The following is a 17,195-nucleotide window of genomic DNA, read 5'->3' on the forward strand; positions in this document are numbered from 1 at the left end:
TGTGCTGAATAGGGTATATTAAGTCGTCAGTGCAAATATAGGTGATTCAGCGTTAAATTGAAATAGTCGTATTGACACCGCGACTTGCCTCATCATCAAACCAGCGTGCCGTAACGGTTTTAGTTTGGGTATAAAATTGCACCGCTTGCTTACCATAAGGACCTAAATCACCAAGCTTACTAGCACGTGAGCCTGAAAACGAGAACATCGGTAGTGGCACAGGAATTGGCAAGTTAATACCGATTTGACCGACTTGGATATCTTGCTGGAACTTATGCGCGGCAGCCCCTGACTGAGTAAAGATAGCGGTACCATTACCATGCGGGTTGGCATTGAGCAGCTCAATTGCCTCATCTAAGCTATTGGCACGCATGATGCACAGTACAGGTCCAAAGATTTCTTCTTTGTAAATTTGCATGTCGCTTGTGACGTTATCAAAGATAGTTGGACCAACGAAGTTGCCTTTCTCATACCCTTCAACCGTAATACCACGACCATCAAGCAATAGACTGGCTCCCTCTTCTACACCAGTACCAATCAAATGCTCAACACGCGCTTTTGCTGCAGGAGAAATCAGTGGACCCAAATCTTTATCGTGCTTACCGGCTGAGACGATTAAACCTTCTGCTTTGGCCTTGATGTCATCAATCCACTCACCAGCAGCACCGACAAGGACAACGACAGACAGTGCCATACAACGCTGACCGGCAGCACCAAATGCGGCACCTGCTAGCTGATTAAGAGTCTGCTCTTTATTGGCATCCGGCAAGATAACGCCATGGTTTTTTGCGCCCATCATACACTGAGCACGTTTGCCTGATTGACTGGCACGCTCATAAACATGTTTGCCGACATTGGTCGAACCGACAAAAGAAACTGCTTTAATATCAGGATGATCACAAATCGCATCAACGGTGGCTTTGCCGCCATGTACGACGTTTAGCACTCCTTCAGGCACACCCGCTTCAACCGCAAGTTCAACCAAACGCATGGTCACCATCGGATCTTGTTCAGAAGGTTTTAAGATAAAAGTATTACCCGTGGCAATCGCCATTGGAAACATCCACAGTGGAATCATCGCTGGGAAGTTGAACGGCGTAATGCCTGCACAAACACCAAGTGGCTGCCAAATACTGTAAGTATCAACACCTGATGCAACGTTTTCAACAAAGTCCCCAATCTGCAGGTTTGCAATGCCTGCTGCATGCTCGACTACCTCTAAACCTCGGAATACATCACCACGCGCATCAGCAATGGTCTTGCCCTGCTCTGCAGTCAAGATCTCTGCTAATTCATCCATATGGTCGCGAATCAGTGCTTGGTACTTTAAAAAGATACGAGCACGAGTGGTAATTGGTGTTTTACGCCACGTTTGAAAAGCCGTTTGAGCGGCAGCGACTGCTTGATTGATTTCATCGTCTGTCGTTTGCGGTACCTTGGCAATGACTTCTTGAGTGGCAGGATCGGTAATATCAATCCATTCGCTAGTATTAGAATCAACAAATTGACCATTGATGAGCTGCTTGACGTGGTGCATAAGATATCCTTATCTTGTTTGTAAGACCGCCATTAGGTGACGGCTTAGAATTTTGAAGACTTTGAGTTTTAAAACTCTAAATTTAAAAACTTAAAATTTATCATTCTGTCATATAATTTTAAAATGATTTATTTCGTATCGTTATTGACTATAACAATAAAACAATTTTAGGGTCAAGCTCTTTATGCTGCTTTTAGTAAAGTTAACGTTAATGTCCGATTTATATACCATAATCCATAAGCTATTAACGACAATAAAAAAGCCCATGAGCATTCATGAGCTTTTTTAGATAAAGGTAGTTTTAAAACGTGCCTGAAAATGCGCCTAGTAATCCTTCATAGATTGCTTGACCGCATCAATAGCCGTTGGATTATCAAGGGTAGACATATCACCAGTGGGTTTATCCTCTGCTAACGCCCGAATAGCACGGCGCAATATCTTACCAGAGCGCGTCTTTGGTAATGCTTGCGGGAAATAAATCGCAGCAGGTCGCGCGATACCGCCTAAGGATTTCACCACCGCACCGATCACTTGCTGCTCAAGGCGAAAGCGGTTTTCAGTGGTTGCCACCAGTTCATGATCTTTTAACACGCAAAAAGCAATCGGCAGCTCGCCTTTTAGTTCATCTTGAATACCCACGACCGCACACTCTGCGACCTCTGCATGCATACTGATTGCCTCTTCAATCTCTTGGGTTCCCAGTCTATGACCGGCGACGTTGATGACATCATCGGTACGACCAAGGATATGAAAATAACCGTCCTCGTCAACGACTGCATAGTCCGATGTCGAATATTGATTGCTATCCGCTAAGCTAAAGTAGCTGTCAATAAAGCGCTTATCATTACCCCAAACTGTGGTCAAACAACCCGGTGGTAAGGGCGCACGAATCGCCAGTAAACCTTTTTCACCCGCTTTACACGGCTCGCCAGTTTCTTCATTGATGACCTGCGCATCGTAGCCATACATAGGATAGCCAGGTGAGCCTTGTTTGTGCGGTTTATCAGCGAACCTAGGAGTATTACTCAGAATAGGCCAACCTGATTCTGTCTGCCAATAATGGTCTAAAATCGGTACACCCAAATGCTTGGTCAGCCAGCTGGCAGTAGACTCATCTAGTGGCTCACCTGCCAAAAAGAAGGATTTGACGCTTGAGACATCGTAACGGGTCATCCATGTCTCATCTTGCTTTTTCAGCATACGCACACCAGTTGGTGCGGTGAATAAGATATTGACCTTGTTGGCCTCCACAATACGCCACCAGATACCAGGGTTTGGTAGATGCGGTAAGCCTTCATACATAACACTGGTCATGCCAGCAAGCAATGGCGCATAAATGGTATAAGAATGCCCAACGGCCCAACCGATATCAGATATCGCCCAAAACGTCTCGCCTGCCTTACCGTCGTAGATATAGTCTATCGATGTGGTCAGTGCTACTGCATGACCACCGGTATCACGTTGCACACCTTTTGGTGTGCCCGTCGTACCAGAGGTATAAAGCAGATACGATGGCGTATTAGACTCAAGCCATACAGGCTCGACGATAGCATTGGCTTCACAGCTGATACGGCGTTCAGTGGCATAATCCACATCTAGCTCTTTTACGTCAAACGGCAAAATACCACGATTGACCACTACTACATGCTCAGGCTTAGTGGTTGCCTGCTCGATACCTTGATTGACAAGGTTTTTATAGTTGACGACTTTACCACCACGCAAACCTGCATCCACTGTGATGACCATTTTTGCTTCAGCATCATCCATACGAATGGCTAAATTATGGGCAGCAAAGCCACCAAATACCACCGAATGCACTGCACCGATACGCGCACAGGCGAGCATTGCATAAGCGGCCTCTAAAATCATCGGCATATAAATGATGACACGATCGCCCTTCTCAATACCGTAACGCTTTAATACATCGGCAAAATAATTCACTTCTTTATAAAGGTCGTTATAAGTCAGGCGGCGCTTGGTGTAGTCGGTATAGAACTCAACGTTATTACCCAAGTCTTTAAAAGCATCGACTACAGCAGGATAGGTTTCTACGAGTTCTTGATTAATCTCTGATGACAGCCAAATAAAGGCATCCTGTTCTGCACGTTCTTCAAGGTGACGATCGACACAGTTATAGCAAAGATTGGTCTCGCCGCCAACAAACCACTGCGCAAATGGCAAATTACTGTCATCAAGGATTTGCTCAGGCTCTTTATGCCAATAGATACGCTTGGCTTGCTCAGCCCAAAACTCTTCTTTATTTTCAATAGAAGACTGATAAATCTCAGCAAAGGTTTGAGTCGTATTTAGTGCTTGAAATGTTGGGGCTGACATTTGATTGGTCACTGCAGTGGCGGTTTGCGCGCTCATAATAGCTGTCCTTAGCATAAATGATGGGTAATGCGATGTGATTTGTCCGATAATATCATAATATAAGACTGGCTATCCCGGCCAGCTATCCTTACTAAATCAAAAAAACCGATACACTACGTATCGATTTAGTGTGTATCGGTTTAAAATGTAGCAGAGCCAATCATAAAGGTCAACTATTAAGCCTGTTATCTGCTTAATAGTTGAGTTAGTTCAAAAAAACTATACCTCGCTCTGATTGGCATACATCTCACGCATCACTTTTTTATCGTGTTTACCAACAGAGGTCTTTGGTAGTTCATCTACAAACTTAAACTGACTAGGTATACCGTATTTTGGAATGATACCACGGGCCACTGCCTGCTCTGCCAGCGCTTTGATGTCATCAACTTTGGTATCTTGGCAATTTGGTTTGAGTACTACTAATGCTAATGGACGTTCGCCCCATTGCTTATCACGTACCCCAATCACAGACACATCCGCCACCGAAGGATGTAGCGATAGAATCGTCTCAATCTCTAGTGAAGATATCCACTCGCCACCTGACTTAATCACATCTTTTAAGCGATCGGTGATTTTGATATAGCCATCAGGTCGTATATAAGCGATGTCTTGAGTATGCATGTAGCCGTTTTCCCACAGCTCTTTGCCAGCGTCATCATTTTTTAAATAGCTTTGGGTCAACCACGGTGCGCGTAATACCAGCTCGCCAGTATTATCCTGACCTGTACCAACTGGCTGATTGTTCTCTCCCCATACTTGAGCATCAACCATAAGTACAGGCTTACCCGTCATACAGCGGCGAGCAATATCCTCTTCTTCACTCAGCTGCGGCTCATTGAGGCTAAAGTCAGTCAGACTGATTAGAGGTGCGGTCTCCGACATCCCATAACCGGTATAAACTTCAATACCCTGATCCATCGCCGCTTTTGCCAAGCCTTCTGTCAATCGTGAACCACCAATAATCATTTTTAGACCATTAAAGCTGGCACCGCGGTCTTGCGCTTCTTTGAGTACCATTTGCAAAATTGTCGGTACACAGTGGGTGATGCTGACCTTTTCATTGATAATCAAATCCATCAACAAATCGGGTGCATAACGACCAGGATATACTTGCTTTAGACCTGTCATAGTAGCTGTAAACGGAAAGCCCCACGCATGGACATGGAACATCGGGGTCATTGGCATATAGACATCACCATAGCTGACGCCTTGTTTATTTGGCAACATACCAATCGACGCTGCTTCCGTCAGGGTATGCAGTACTAACTGACGATGGCTAAAGAACACGCCTTTCGGATCACCTGTCGTACCTGAGGTATAAAAAGTTGTAGCAATGGTGTTTTCATCAAAATCTGGGAAATCAAAATGGTCATCAGCAGCATCAAGTAGCGCCTCATATTCACCTTTGACACGGTTCTGGTTACCCCCGAATACGCCCTCAGAGGTCACACCATTATCATCTAACCAAATAATATGCTCAATGCTGGAGTTTTCAAACTGATAATCTTTGACCAACGGCGCAAATTCAGAGTTGAGTAGCAGCACCTTTGGTTTCGCATGATTAATGGTGTAAAGGATTTTGTCAGGTGATAGACGAATATTGACCGTCTGCAAAATATACTCTGACATTGGTACGGCAAAGTAGGATTCAAGATAGCGATGACTGTCCCAATCCATCACAGCAACCACATCACCAGCATCAAGGTTTAAGCCGTCTAAAACATTCGCCAAACGATTGATACGGTTAAACAAGTCTTTATAAGTAAAACGTTTTTTATCTGCATAAACGATTTCTTGATCTTGTGATACGGTTTTGGCGCGGTTTAATAACTGCTTAACCAATAGCGGAAAATCATAGGCGGATGGCGCACTGTGATAGATATTTGACATAAGTTTGACGTCCTTGTTTATAGTATTTTTGAGTGCAGATAAAAACCAATTGATTGGATATCAGTCGTGATTACATGGTGATGTTTTTATCAATAACCTCTTGATAGTAGGAAAAAACCAGCCTCATGTAAAGGCATGACACATAAGTGGCACAATACTCATCGTTCGAAAATAATCGTTTCTCAGTTGCTTAGCTTGTGATAGCTTATTTTATCTCTTCTGTTGGTTTGTCTGGTGTTAGCTTGTCTGGCATTAAGCAGGACGCGATTTTGTTTTTATCATGCCAAAACTTGCGACCAAAAGTGCCAATACTTGTACAAATAATAATAGCCAAACGGTTAATGACCATTGTCCACGTGCATAAACGATACCGCACAGCCATGCACCCATCGTGCCGCCCGCATAATAAGCCATGTAATATAAACCTGAGGCTAATGAACGTCCGTTTTTGACATTGACGGCGATATAGCTAATGGTTGCCGCTTGGGTAACAAAAACGCCTGACGACATAATGGCAAGCCCAATAATAATGCCCCATAATGGCGTGACCAGCGTTAATAACGCACCAAGCATCGAAAAAATTACTGCCACTCGAACGGTGCGTGCTGCCCCAAATCGACGTAATAATGTCGTCGACAATGGCGTGATAATCACTCCGATTAAATACACCGCAAAAATATTGGCAAGCGCGCCAGTGCTAAGCTCATAAGGCGTGCCAGCAAGATGTAGATTGATAAAGGTAAAGCAACCAACGAGCGAAAAAAGCACACAAGCGCCGAGCAAACATGCGGTTACCACATAACGATTGGTCAAATGCTCACCAAGCGTCTGCATCGCTGAGCGAAAATTTGGATTGGCTACAAAATGCCGCGACGATGGCAACATCTTGCCAACCCATAGTGCACCGATAAGCGTCATCGCTGCCATCACATAATAGCCTGCACGCCAGCCAATAAACTCGTGCAGATGCCCCAGCAAGAACCGCCCCATAAAGCCGCCAAGTACCGAGCCTGAGACATAGAATGACATAAGCTCTGTGACAGCTCGCCCCTCGAACTCCTCACCGATATAGGCAATGGTCACAACCGTAATGCCTGGGACAGACAATCCTTGCATAAAGCGCCACATACCGAGCCAGCCAATACTAGGACTTTGGGCGATTAAAGCAGTAGGTATCGCTAAAAACAACAATGCCCCAACGATAAAAGATTTGCGCCCGACCGCATCAGATAGCATCCCTAAAAACGGTGACATAATGGCAATCGCCATCACTGTTGCGCCAACAACCATCCCTGCCTGCACTTCAGTCGCTGAAAAATCTACCATCAATACTGGCAATACCGCTTGAATAGAATACACCTGCAAAAAGGCGAACATCCCAATCAGACCAATAGTTAACTTCAGCACCCATGAAGGCGAATCAAAGGGTATCTTTGTCGTGTTGTTATTTATATGATTATTCAAAAGAGTACTGACTATAAAAAGGCTCATTTAGCTTAGGCTAATTGGGCGTGGGTAATAGAAATATGGCAATAGTACATAAAATATCTAATCTAACAACTGTAAAAATCATGACTTAACATCAAAAAAATTTAATGAAGGCAATTTTAATCACAGTATTTTCCATTAAAGTCTTATTCACTAAAACAGCTGAGTTCCAAAGCCAATAATTCTCAAAAATTTAAGTTGCATTTTATCACAGCACATAACAAACACAGGTTGCGCTATGTTACAAAACAGCATTCAGCACCATAATGGCAGTAGCCTGCAAATATAAGCCTATAACTATAAAAACGGCTTATAAAGCGCTCAATAATAAACCGTGGATAAACTCAATCGTCTCTTGAGTCAGCGCAGGTAGGGTGCTATTTTACAGTCCCTTCCAATGTATGGCGTTCAGCAGTAACACAAATGATGTTAAAATAACGATTTTTCCGTATTTTACCTACAGTATTGCCCGTAATTTCAGCCATATGTTGCCTAAAACGCTATGCTTAATTTTAAAAAGGATGTAAGTCATGATTAACACCAAAATATACAAGTCCGTTTATACCTTGGCTGAAAAGCTACTAGAAGCCGATAGAAAAGGACATCAAGAAGCCTTTAATTGGCTATATAGCGAGTTAAAAGCGATTTGTATCGATAATGAAAATACCGATAAAGACCATCCAGAGCAATGGGAAACGCTAGCCGACTTCACTGCAGAGTTAGATGAAGCGTTGGTCATTTATGATAAGGCACTTGAAAAAGCCAAAGCTATCAACTCAAAAGACCATCTGTCATCCATTGCGTTTTCTATGGCAGTTATCCAAGTTGAATTGGGGCAAAAAGAAGCTGCAATTACCAGCCTGCAGAACGCAAAAATTACCGCCAATAAAATCGAAGATAAAGAGTTTAAAGCGGAAATAGATGAATTACTTACCAAATTGTTAGAAGAATAAACAACTCAAACTTTCGATCCGGTGCCAACACAACATCAAATCAATACATTTTTACATTCGTATATTGATACACATCCTGCTATCTTTTTTATGGCAAACTTTGTATATCTATAAATTTGTATATCTATAAATAGGCATAAGCGTTTATATATCAGCAACCGTATAACCACTAAAATAGTTAAAAAAATAAACCATAAGGACGAGTATTAATGAGCGATAAAATCATAGATTTGGGTGCAGGATTTTGGAACATTCGTGGTACGTTTCGTTTAGGCGGTGTGCTGAATATCGGTACACAATGCTCATTGGTTAAACTTGCCTCTGGACGATTTGTTTTTTTAGACAGCTACACCTTGACTGATGACGTGCGAGCGCAAGTGATGGCACTGACTACTAATGGGCAAGATGTCGAAGCGGTACTTAATTTGCACCCCTTTCATACTGTCCATTGCGCGCAAATGGCAAAAGACTTTCCGCAAGCGACTTTTTATGGCAGTAGTCGGCATCATAAAAAAGTGTCTGAAGTACAGTGGGCAGACGATTTGGTCGAAAGTGATGCGGTCGCTGAGCGTTATCCTGAGCTTAAATTCTCATTGTCACAAGGGGTTCACTATATCGCACCTAATGAGATGATTCATGCAGGTTCGCTGCTGGCATTCCATCCTGCTAGCAAAAGCTTACACGTCGATGATACTTTTATGAGTCCGCCGACAAAGCTATTAGAAGCGGTGTTACCTGAATTATTGCTACATCCTACTACCAAAAAAGCACTAAAGAATGAGCCGAACGCTGGTAAAGAGTATTGTGATTGGGCGAGCAACTTGGCAGATGACTGGCGCGATGTACGCAACTTTTGCGCAGCACATTCTTATTTGGTTAAATTTAAAGATGGCGAGTTTGAGAAGGCATTATTAAAAGCGATTGCAAAAGCACGACCTAAGCTTGAAAACGCGTAATTGTTGATTGGATAAACGATAAAAAAGGCTACCAAAATGGGTAGCCTTTTTTATCGCGAAACCCTGTTTGCAACGTCGGGGCAATTTGTATGGTACTGTCTTGAGTGGCGTTGCTAACCGTATCTAAACTTGAGCAACCTGTTAATAACATAACTGCCATAACAGCTGATGCGCTCATTTTGCAAACGCATTTTATAGTATGACTCTTTAATAATCTTGAAGTTAATTTAAATAATTCTCACTAGAATGGCATACTATTAATAGTAACTTCACAATGATGCTAAGTAGATCATAACATCCTGTCTTATTTAAATTGCCTTTCAAAATAGAGAAAATATGTTATGAAAATTATGATAATAACGCTGCAAGCTCATCCTTATTCTCGATAATGTCTGCCAATGTATAGCGTTCAAGCACGGCAATAAATGCTGTCAACGCTTCAGCAAGCACCTGTTTTAGCTGACAGACCGGACTGATAATACAGCCTGAAGCTATGTGACTTACAGTTTCATCAATCAGTTTTAATGACATATCGTTGGCGCTAGCGTTCTTTTCATCATTTATTACAGCACTATTAATATCAGCGATCGAGCTGTCCAATGAGTTTGTAGAAAAGCACTCAACCAAAGCAAAATCCGGCTCTATCTTTTTAATCAATTCACCCAAATTAATGTCTTTTGGCGCGTGCGCTAAGCGAATACCGCCATTCTTACCGCGCACACTATCGATATAACCAAGCTGTCCGAGCTGCTGGATAATCTTGGTCAAATGACTTTTAGATATATGATAACTATTGGCAATATCACTGATATTTGCCAATAGCGTCGGCTCGGGCTTAGTGGCCAAATATATTAACGAGCGCAGTGCATAATCACTGTAATTGGTCAATCGCACCTTAAAGTGCTCCTATTTCTAATGGGTTATTCATTTATTCTAAGGGCTATGCTAGATAAGTAAAGTGATTTAAAACCGCTTTATAAAAAGAAATGGATTGAATGTGGAATAACGCCCCAAGCTTATCGAATCAGTTATTATCCGCTCTCACAAAAACAGTAGAAATCTACTGCTTTCAGCGACTTAGACTATTCACGTATAAAAACCATCAGGAGTCTAAATGTCTAAAGAGAGAAATAGAAGTTAATGAATGCTATTCTGGCGACAAAAGCACCCTATCGTTGTCTATTTTGAAGTGCTTCAACTACAGTAGCTTAGCATAATAATGAGAACCAAAAAGGCAGCTAATACTGCTCGATGAAATTCCAATTAACCAGTATAACAACCTCACCCATATTCGGTTAAATTTGCTACAATACGCCCAATTTTGATTTACTATTTTACTAAGTCTTATATCAACTGATTTTATCAATATATTGAGAGCATGTTATGGGTTTTAATTGCGGCATCGTCGGTCTACCAAACGTGGGTAAATCCACCCTGTTTAACGCCTTGACCAAAGCGGGTATCGCCGCTGAAAACTTTCCATTTTGTACCAAAGATCCCAATACGGGTATCGTTCCAGTGCCTGACCCACGCCTAAAGAAACTGGCTGATATCGTTAACCCTGAGCGCGTACTACCAACGACGATGGAATTTGTTGATATCGCAGGTTTGGTCGCTGGTGCGTCAAAAGGCGAAGGCATGGGCAACCAATTCTTAGCCAATATCCGTGAGACCGATGCGATTGCGCACGTGGTACGCTGTTTTGATGATGACAACGTCGTACACGTTGATGGTCGCGTTAGCCCTATCGACGACATCGAGACCATCAATACTGAATTGGCATTAGCCGATTTAGAAGCGGTTGAGCGCGCGATCTTTAACTTGACCAAAAAAGCCAAAGGCGGTGATAAAGACGCTGGCGCTATGCTTGATATTTTTAAGAAAATCGAGCCATTATTAGCAGAAGGTCAAGCCGCACGCGCCGCCAATCTTGATGCTGATGAGAAAAAACTCATCAGGAGCTATGGTTTAATTACTCTGAAGCCTACCATGTATATCGCTAACGTGAGCGAAGATGGCTTTGAGAATAATCCATATCTTGATGCCGTACGCAACTATGCCACTGGCGAAGATTCTATCGTTATCGCATTGTGTAACCAAATCGAATCTGAAATTGCCCAGCTTGATGAAGATGATAAAAAAGACTTCTTGGCTGAAATGGACATGCTCGAGGCCGGTCTTGACCAAGTGATTCGCGGTGGTTATGATTTGCTTGATATGCAGACTTACTTTACCGCTGGTGTAAAAGAAGTGCGTGCATGGACAGTCGCTGTTGGCGCAACCGCACCTCAGGCAGCTGGTGTGATTCATACGGATTTTGAGCGTGGCTTTATTCGCGCTGAAGTCATTGCTTATGACGACTTTATCGAACATAACGGCGAAAAAGGTGCTGCTGCTGCCGGTAAATCACGCTTAGAAGGCAAGACTTATATCGTACAAGATGGCGATGTGATGCATTTCCGTTTTAATGTTTAATGCTTAACCTTTAATACTACACAGCATGTTTACACAGTCTTAGCATAGAACAACCAAAAGCCAGTCTTGATGCTGGCTTTTTTTATTATACTGGGAGCGATAACATTTAAATAATAAGAATAAAGGATTATGCACTATGATCGCTCCTATCAATAAATCACTTAATAGCCGTAGCCACTGGGCAAAACTATTTAGTGCCCAGCGTTTAGGCAGTCATAAAAAAGCTCCCGCTCAAGATACTGCGCGCTCTTCTTTTCATAAAGACTATGACCGATTGGTGTTTTCGCATTCCTTTCGTCAACTCAATCAAAAGACCCAAGTCCATCCATTGACCAATCAATTGGGCATTCATACCCGACTTACACATTCACTAGAGGTTTCTTGCATTGGGCGCTCTTTAGGCATCATGGCAGCCGAGAAGCTACATGACAAACTAGAAGGTGGTTTACCTGATGGTGTCACGCCCGCTGATGTGGGTGTGATTGTACAAGCAGCCTGCCTCGCCCATGATATCGGCAATCCACCCTTTGGGCATGCGGGAGAGTACGCCATTCGTGATTGGTTTATGCATTCTGAACGTCAAACCATTCTGCAAAATATGAGCAGCAATGAGCAATTAGACTTGCTGGCTTATGAGGGTAATGCGCAAGGATTTCGTATACTCATCCGTAATGAGCATCACCCTGATGCAGGTGGTATGCGCTTGACTTGTGCCACGCTAGGCGCGTTTATGAAATATCCTTGGCTTGTGACGCATAGTAATAATGACACTCAAAGCAGTCATCAAAGTACTCCGCACAGCAGGATATCAGCTAAGGCACAGAAATTTGGCTGCTTTTATAGTGAAGCCGTACAGTTAGAAGAGTTAGCAGCCTGCTTGAATCTACCTCGCTCAGAGCAGCATGACGGTTATGCTCGCCATCCCCTCGCCTATTTGTTGGAAGCTGCTGACGATATTTGTTATGCGCTGATAGACTTAGAAGATGGTATCAATCTAAATATGCTTACCTACAATGAGGTGGCTGCTATCTTCTATGAGCTGATTGGCGAGCGTCCTAGCACTATCAGCCTGCCTACACATATGTCCGTCAGGCAGCATCTGGCATCACTACGTGCACGGGCAATGATGCGATTGGTCAATACCGTCACCGATGCATTTGTTGATAATAGTGATGCGATGCTAGCGGGTACACTGCAAGGCAGTCTATTTACCCATTGTGATGCGACCGTTCAGCATGGTATTACCCAAGCCAAAGAGTTAGCACGTGAAAAAATTTTTAACCACCCAAGTAAAGTGCGCATGGAGCTAATGGCCAATCAATGTCTGCATCGCCTGTTAGATGCTTTTATGCCGTTAGCTTGGACAAATCAGACAAGCACACCGATGTCCTTTGAACAACAGCGTTTGCTCATGTTGCTAAAGCCACATCTTGATGAGCATCACCGTGTTTTAACAGATAATATTTATCAAAATATGCTCAATGTCTTAGACTTTATAACCGGCATGAATGACCATGAAGCTTATCGATTGGCTCAAGAGCTACAAGGACATTGGGGGACTGTCGTTTAAAAGCGACATTTAAGTGTATTTCATTCGTATTTTTGCAATGAAATGAGTATGATAGACATCTATCAGTTAATTTTGAAATATTATGAGCAGTCGCGAACAAAAAAAACTTCAAACTCGGCACGCTTTTTTTAATGCAGTGCTCGATTTATGTATGACAGGACAATCTTTTAGCTCTATTAGCCTCAGACAAGTCACGCGCGAGGTTGGTGTCGTGCCGACCGCATTTTATCGCCATTTTGATGATATGGAATCGCTCGGTCGCGCTTTGGTGATTGAAGAGCTAGGTGGTACATTAGCCACTTTGAGTGAGAGTTTGCATATTGGACGTAAACGCAGCTTTGAGCGTCAAATTGCCAAAAGTATCCAGCTATTCTTGCATATGGTCAGTGAGCAACCCTACTATTGGCAGTTTTTGGTCAGTGAGCGCTATGGTGGCTCAGACGCCGTCCGTAAAGCCATCAATGAGCTTATCAAACAGCATGGGGGAAGCTTGGCAGACGATTTGGCGTTACAGCCTGCTTTTACCCACATTAATACTTATGATCGTAGACTGCTGGCTGAGGCTGGGGTCAATATGTTCTTCTCTTGGATTATTGATTGGCTAGAGCTGACTTATACTGAAGATCATGATGATGAAGTCGACTTGGCTGAAATTGAACAACGAAAGCAGCTGATGCTACATAATTGTACGCGCCAAGCACAGATGTTGTTTTATGGCGCTTATAATTGGAAATCTACTGAAGAAACTCATTTAAGTGATTAATAAGACATATATTTGGTTGTTTTTGATGATTATCGTTTAGTGATAATCATCAAAAATTCGGTCGAAATGCCCAAAGTCGTTGCGTCAACACGCGAACCTCTTTGGGCTTTTTGTTATCAGCGTTTTTATTATTGCTATTAGCATTATCGACGTTATTGCTATTTTCCGTAACATCAGTAGCAGTCTTGCTAATCATGATGGTTGCATAGCGTTGTCTTGCTTGACCAACAGTTGCATTATCCGTAGCAGTGATAAGTGCCGTAAAAGCTTGGCTATCAACCGCCAAGAGTGGCGCTATTACTTTTCGTTGCTTATTATCCAAACTGCTTAATATTGGCAGCTGCCATATCTCATCAATAGATTCGAATACTTGCTTTTCCCGCAGGTCAACGATGGTTTGCATTTTCTGGCTAGTTGCGCCGTCGATTAGAGCAGCAAGTATCACCGGACTGGCTGTATTCATATTAATAGGTAAATAATGTGGCACTACTGTGATGTAAGGTCGTAGCACTGCCAATACTTCCGCATTGATGCCTTTTACATTTTGCAGCTGATCAATATTGACCAATCGTTGATTGGGCAAATCGTTATCCGCTGAGCTATTAGACTGCTGGTTATAAACCGTACTTTCATCGCCGCCATCTTGATAAACCTCACTGTCTGCATCTTGATAATCAAGAACAGCAATAGCAATATCTGGCGCCAAATTCAATTGGATTAATAGCCGTTGCAATACTGCCAAAGCATTACTATCAACTGCGCCGTTTTGATATAAATTATTGATATTAAAGCGACTGGCTTCATCACGTATTTCAATGCCAATACTATGTGTGCCCAAGGTATAAGGGGGTACAGGCTTTGCCCAGATATCTTGCGTACTATCAGTGTCATTTAGATTAGCATCGGCACGAATCATCGTAACCGCTAGTTGCTGACCGGCATCGATATCTTGTAAGAGCTGGTTTTGATCAAACAACAAACCACTGCGTCTAATCGCAATTTTTTGGCTGGCAAGTATCGCCCCTGCAACCACCGTAATACTAACCACTAGTAATAAAATGGTAAGTAGCGCGACACCACGCTGAGAGTCGACTTTCATGGGCATAACTGGCATGCTTGGCATATATTAAATTCCATTCCCTGAATTATTATCTACATTGCCATTGGCTGCATCATTGTTACTTGCGCCATTACTATTGCCGTTGCCGTTGCCGTTGCCGTTGCCGTTGCCGTTGCCGTTGCCGTTGCCGTTAGAATTATCAGGAGTATTATTTTTATTGGCACTATTATTTGGTATTGGCTGCGGAGCAAGCGCCCACTGCCAGGTAATCGGCATATCTTGATAAGTGAAAGTGATAGCAACTCCTTTCGGTAGCAGCACACTCTCAGGCTGAGCAGTGGTTGACGCCGCCCCTTGTCCAAATTGGCTATTCAAGCTGGCATTGTTACTATTACTGTCTTCATTGGGAAACTTTGTACTCATTTCTGGCAGATACGCTTGCCATTGCCCTGCTGTCACCCCTTCAAGCAAGACACTGTCCAAGCTGATGCTATCACTACCTCCGCCTATACTGGCATATTGACGGCGAATCAAACGCTCATCAGCAAAAATATATTCGACATGCTGCATACTAGGACTGCTTTGATATCGAGGATCAGGATCAGCAAAACGGACAAAGCTGATACGCGCACTATCCAAACTCATAAAAGGTTCAGGCATCGGCTGTAGTACATTTTCTTGATTGCTATTATTTGCATTATCAACATTTGAAGCACTGGCACTTTGAGTATTTACTGCTTGATAAGGAACGATTTGCCCCATATCTTGCTGTAGCTGCAGATAAGCATATTGCAAAACGGCTAAATTATCTGCATGGAACTGGGCACGTTCTCGAGCACGGTTGACGCTATCAAACACCTGCCAGCCTGCCACTGCTAGCATCGCAAATATTGCCATGGCGACCATCAGCTCAAGTAAGGTAAATCCATGCTGCGATTTCACAGACTACCTCCATTTGGGTTTGAGCCAGTCAAGTCCAAACTACCTATATCTTGCTTTGAGTTGCTCAGTATCACATTGATATCATTGACTGCGGTACGCGTCTGACCATCTATGATAGGCGCAACGGCGATATTCACTTTTTTTAATGCTGGCGTTATATCCTGACTCACAGTCATCGTAATTTGCCAGTCGCGACCTTGGGCATTGATTGTTTGGGTACTATTAGCAGTTAGCCAGGTGTCTTGAATACGTAAGTCAGCAGCAGCATTTTGGGCAACAAAATGTGCAAGCGTACGTGTCCGTAATACATCGACCGAGCTTAAATAAGCACTACTGGCACGGCTCGCAGCCACTGCCACAACCGCTAAAATCGCTAGAGCAACCATCACCTCAATCAAGGTAAATCCGCTCTCATGCTTTGGTAGTTTTGGCTTTCGGTTTACATGGTTAGGTTTGGCTCTGTCATTATTTATCATCGGTTATTGCCCTTGACCTATCGACACACTGCCATCGGGCATAATCGTAATGACCTCACCTACCAGACGCGAATTATGGCGTACTTCAATAGTCACCGGTGCTGCTTGCCCTGTACCAAACCATAATACTTGCGGCACTGTTTGATCTGTAAACCAAGGTTGCAGTGCTTGGATTTGTCCTCTATTTGACATATTACCAGCATCTAGGCTTTGTATGGCTAAGCTCACCCCAGCAGGCAGCTCAGGTAAAGTGACTTCGGACTCAAGCCCCCAGCTTGGTGTTGGTAGCTTGTCTTTAATCCCACTAGACATATTGGATAAATCAGCAGATAGCTCCATTGAATTCTTAGGCGTACTGTCTCCACTAGAAGACGCCGAGGTATCAGTTTGATAAGCCACATAAGGATTAGATAGAGTGACAATCACAGGGGTAATTTGACCTTGCTTATTGGCTTGCAGACTCAAACCCATCGGCTGCATACGTTCAGCCGATAACAGCCTAACATAACTCAATGAATCCGTCAGATGCTCATAAAAAGCACGATTTTTACGCGATTCACTACTACCTACTGATAAGCTCATCATGCCAGCGAATATAGACAAAATAACCACGACGACGACGATTTCAACCAGTGTAAAGCCAGCTTGGGTATGATGATGTGTCATTGATGATGAGAGTTTTGACATACAAAAGTCATCTTGAATGGCGTCA

General features: G+C 43.1%; 15 protein-coding genes. 5 read left to right on the forward strand and 10 right to left on the reverse strand.

Annotated elements, in window-relative coordinates:
* Positions 1–52: 52 nt before the first annotated feature.
* From PCRYO_RS07735 to PCRYO_RS07750, 4 genes are all read right to left on the reverse strand, one after another.
* Positions 53–1,537 (reverse strand): CoA-acylating methylmalonate-semialdehyde dehydrogenase, encoded by a 1,485-nt coding sequence (locus PCRYO_RS07735; RefSeq protein WP_011513848.1) that lies wholly within the window; start codon positions 1,535–1,537, stop codon positions 53–55.
* Positions 1,538–1,861: 324 nt separating this feature from the next.
* The gene (locus PCRYO_RS07740) at positions 1,862–3,907 is read right to left on the reverse strand and encodes a propionate--CoA ligase (RefSeq protein WP_011513849.1); all 2,046 of its coding nucleotides are present in this window, start codon (positions 3,905–3,907) and stop codon (positions 1,862–1,864) included.
* 222 nt (positions 3,908–4,129) lie between these two features.
* Positions 4,130–5,800: a fatty acid--CoA ligase gene (locus PCRYO_RS07745; RefSeq protein ID WP_011513850.1), complete on the reverse strand. Its 1,671-nt coding sequence runs from the start codon at positions 5,798–5,800 to the stop codon at positions 4,130–4,132.
* 252 nt (positions 5,801–6,052) lie between these two features.
* On the reverse strand, positions 6,053–7,291 hold the full coding sequence (locus PCRYO_RS07750) for an MFS transporter (RefSeq protein ID WP_011513851.1): 1,239 nt from the start codon (positions 7,289–7,291) through the stop codon (positions 6,053–6,055).
* A 527-nt stretch (positions 7,292–7,818) separates the two neighbouring features.
* Between PCRYO_RS07750 and PCRYO_RS07755 the strand changes: the two genes are divergently transcribed.
* The gene (locus tag PCRYO_RS07755) at positions 7,819–8,241 is read left to right on the forward strand and encodes a hypothetical protein (RefSeq protein ID WP_011513852.1); all 423 of its coding nucleotides are present in this window, start codon (positions 7,819–7,821) and stop codon (positions 8,239–8,241) included.
* Positions 8,242–8,450: 209 nt separating this feature from the next.
* Positions 8,451–9,197, forward strand: a complete 747-nt coding sequence (locus PCRYO_RS07760; RefSeq protein WP_011513853.1) for a hypothetical protein — start codon at positions 8,451–8,453, stop codon at positions 9,195–9,197.
* A gap of 28 nt (positions 9,198–9,225) precedes the next feature.
* Here the strand turns inward: PCRYO_RS07760 and PCRYO_RS13180 are convergent, their stop codons facing one another.
* Positions 9,226–9,375, reverse strand: a complete 150-nt coding sequence (locus PCRYO_RS13180; RefSeq protein WP_156772647.1) for a hypothetical protein — start codon at positions 9,373–9,375, stop codon at positions 9,226–9,228.
* 170 nt (positions 9,376–9,545) lie between these two features.
* Positions 9,546–10,091, reverse strand: coding sequence for an Rrf2 family transcriptional regulator (locus PCRYO_RS07765; protein WP_011513854.1), 546 nt, complete (start codon positions 10,089–10,091; stop codon positions 9,546–9,548).
* A gap of 489 nt (positions 10,092–10,580) precedes the next feature.
* On the opposite strand from PCRYO_RS07765, the gene ychF reads away from it, so the two are divergent.
* The 3 genes from ychF (at position 10,581) to PCRYO_RS07780 (ending at position 14,005) form a co-directional block, all read left to right on the forward strand.
* Complete coding sequence (gene ychF / locus PCRYO_RS07770; protein WP_011513855.1) at positions 10,581–11,672, forward strand: redox-regulated ATPase YchF; 1,092 nt, start codon at positions 10,581–10,583, stop codon at positions 11,670–11,672.
* Between the two features lie 136 nt (positions 11,673–11,808).
* Positions 11,809–13,242, forward strand: coding sequence for a deoxyguanosinetriphosphate triphosphohydrolase (locus tag PCRYO_RS07775; RefSeq protein ID WP_011513856.1), 1,434 nt, complete (start codon positions 11,809–11,811; stop codon positions 13,240–13,242).
* Between the two features lie 82 nt (positions 13,243–13,324).
* A complete protein-coding gene (locus tag PCRYO_RS07780; protein WP_011513857.1) occupies positions 13,325–14,005 on the forward strand; it encodes a TetR family transcriptional regulator in 681 nt (226 codons plus the stop codon).
* Between the two features lie 49 nt (positions 14,006–14,054).
* On the opposite strand, the gene gspK is transcribed toward PCRYO_RS07780, so the two are convergent.
* From gspK to PCRYO_RS07800, 4 genes are read right to left on the reverse strand one after another with little or no spacing between them, the layout of a single operon-like run.
* Entirely contained in the window at positions 14,055–15,128 is a 1,074-nt protein-coding gene (gene gspK, locus PCRYO_RS07785; protein WP_011513858.1) for a type II secretion system minor pseudopilin GspK, read from the reverse strand.
* A gap of 3 nt (positions 15,129–15,131) precedes the next feature.
* On the reverse strand, positions 15,132–16,007 hold the full coding sequence (gene gspJ / locus PCRYO_RS07790; protein WP_011513859.1) for a type II secretion system minor pseudopilin GspJ: 876 nt from the start codon (positions 16,005–16,007) through the stop codon (positions 15,132–15,134).
* Entirely contained in the window at positions 16,004–16,483 is a 480-nt protein-coding gene (gspI, locus tag PCRYO_RS07795; RefSeq protein WP_011513860.1) for a type II secretion system minor pseudopilin GspI, read from the reverse strand. The genes gspJ and gspI overlap by 4 nt, the downstream gene beginning before the upstream one ends.
* Positions 16,484–16,486: 3 nt before the next feature.
* Positions 16,487–17,170: a prepilin-type N-terminal cleavage/methylation domain-containing protein gene (locus tag PCRYO_RS07800; protein WP_011513861.1), complete on the reverse strand. Its 684-nt coding sequence runs from the start codon at positions 17,168–17,170 to the stop codon at positions 16,487–16,489.
* Positions 17,171–17,195: the final 25 nt, after the last annotated feature.

The organism is Psychrobacter cryohalolentis K5 (assembly GCF_000013905.1).
GTDB lineage: Bacteria > Pseudomonadota > Gammaproteobacteria > Pseudomonadales > Moraxellaceae > Psychrobacter > Psychrobacter cryohalolentis.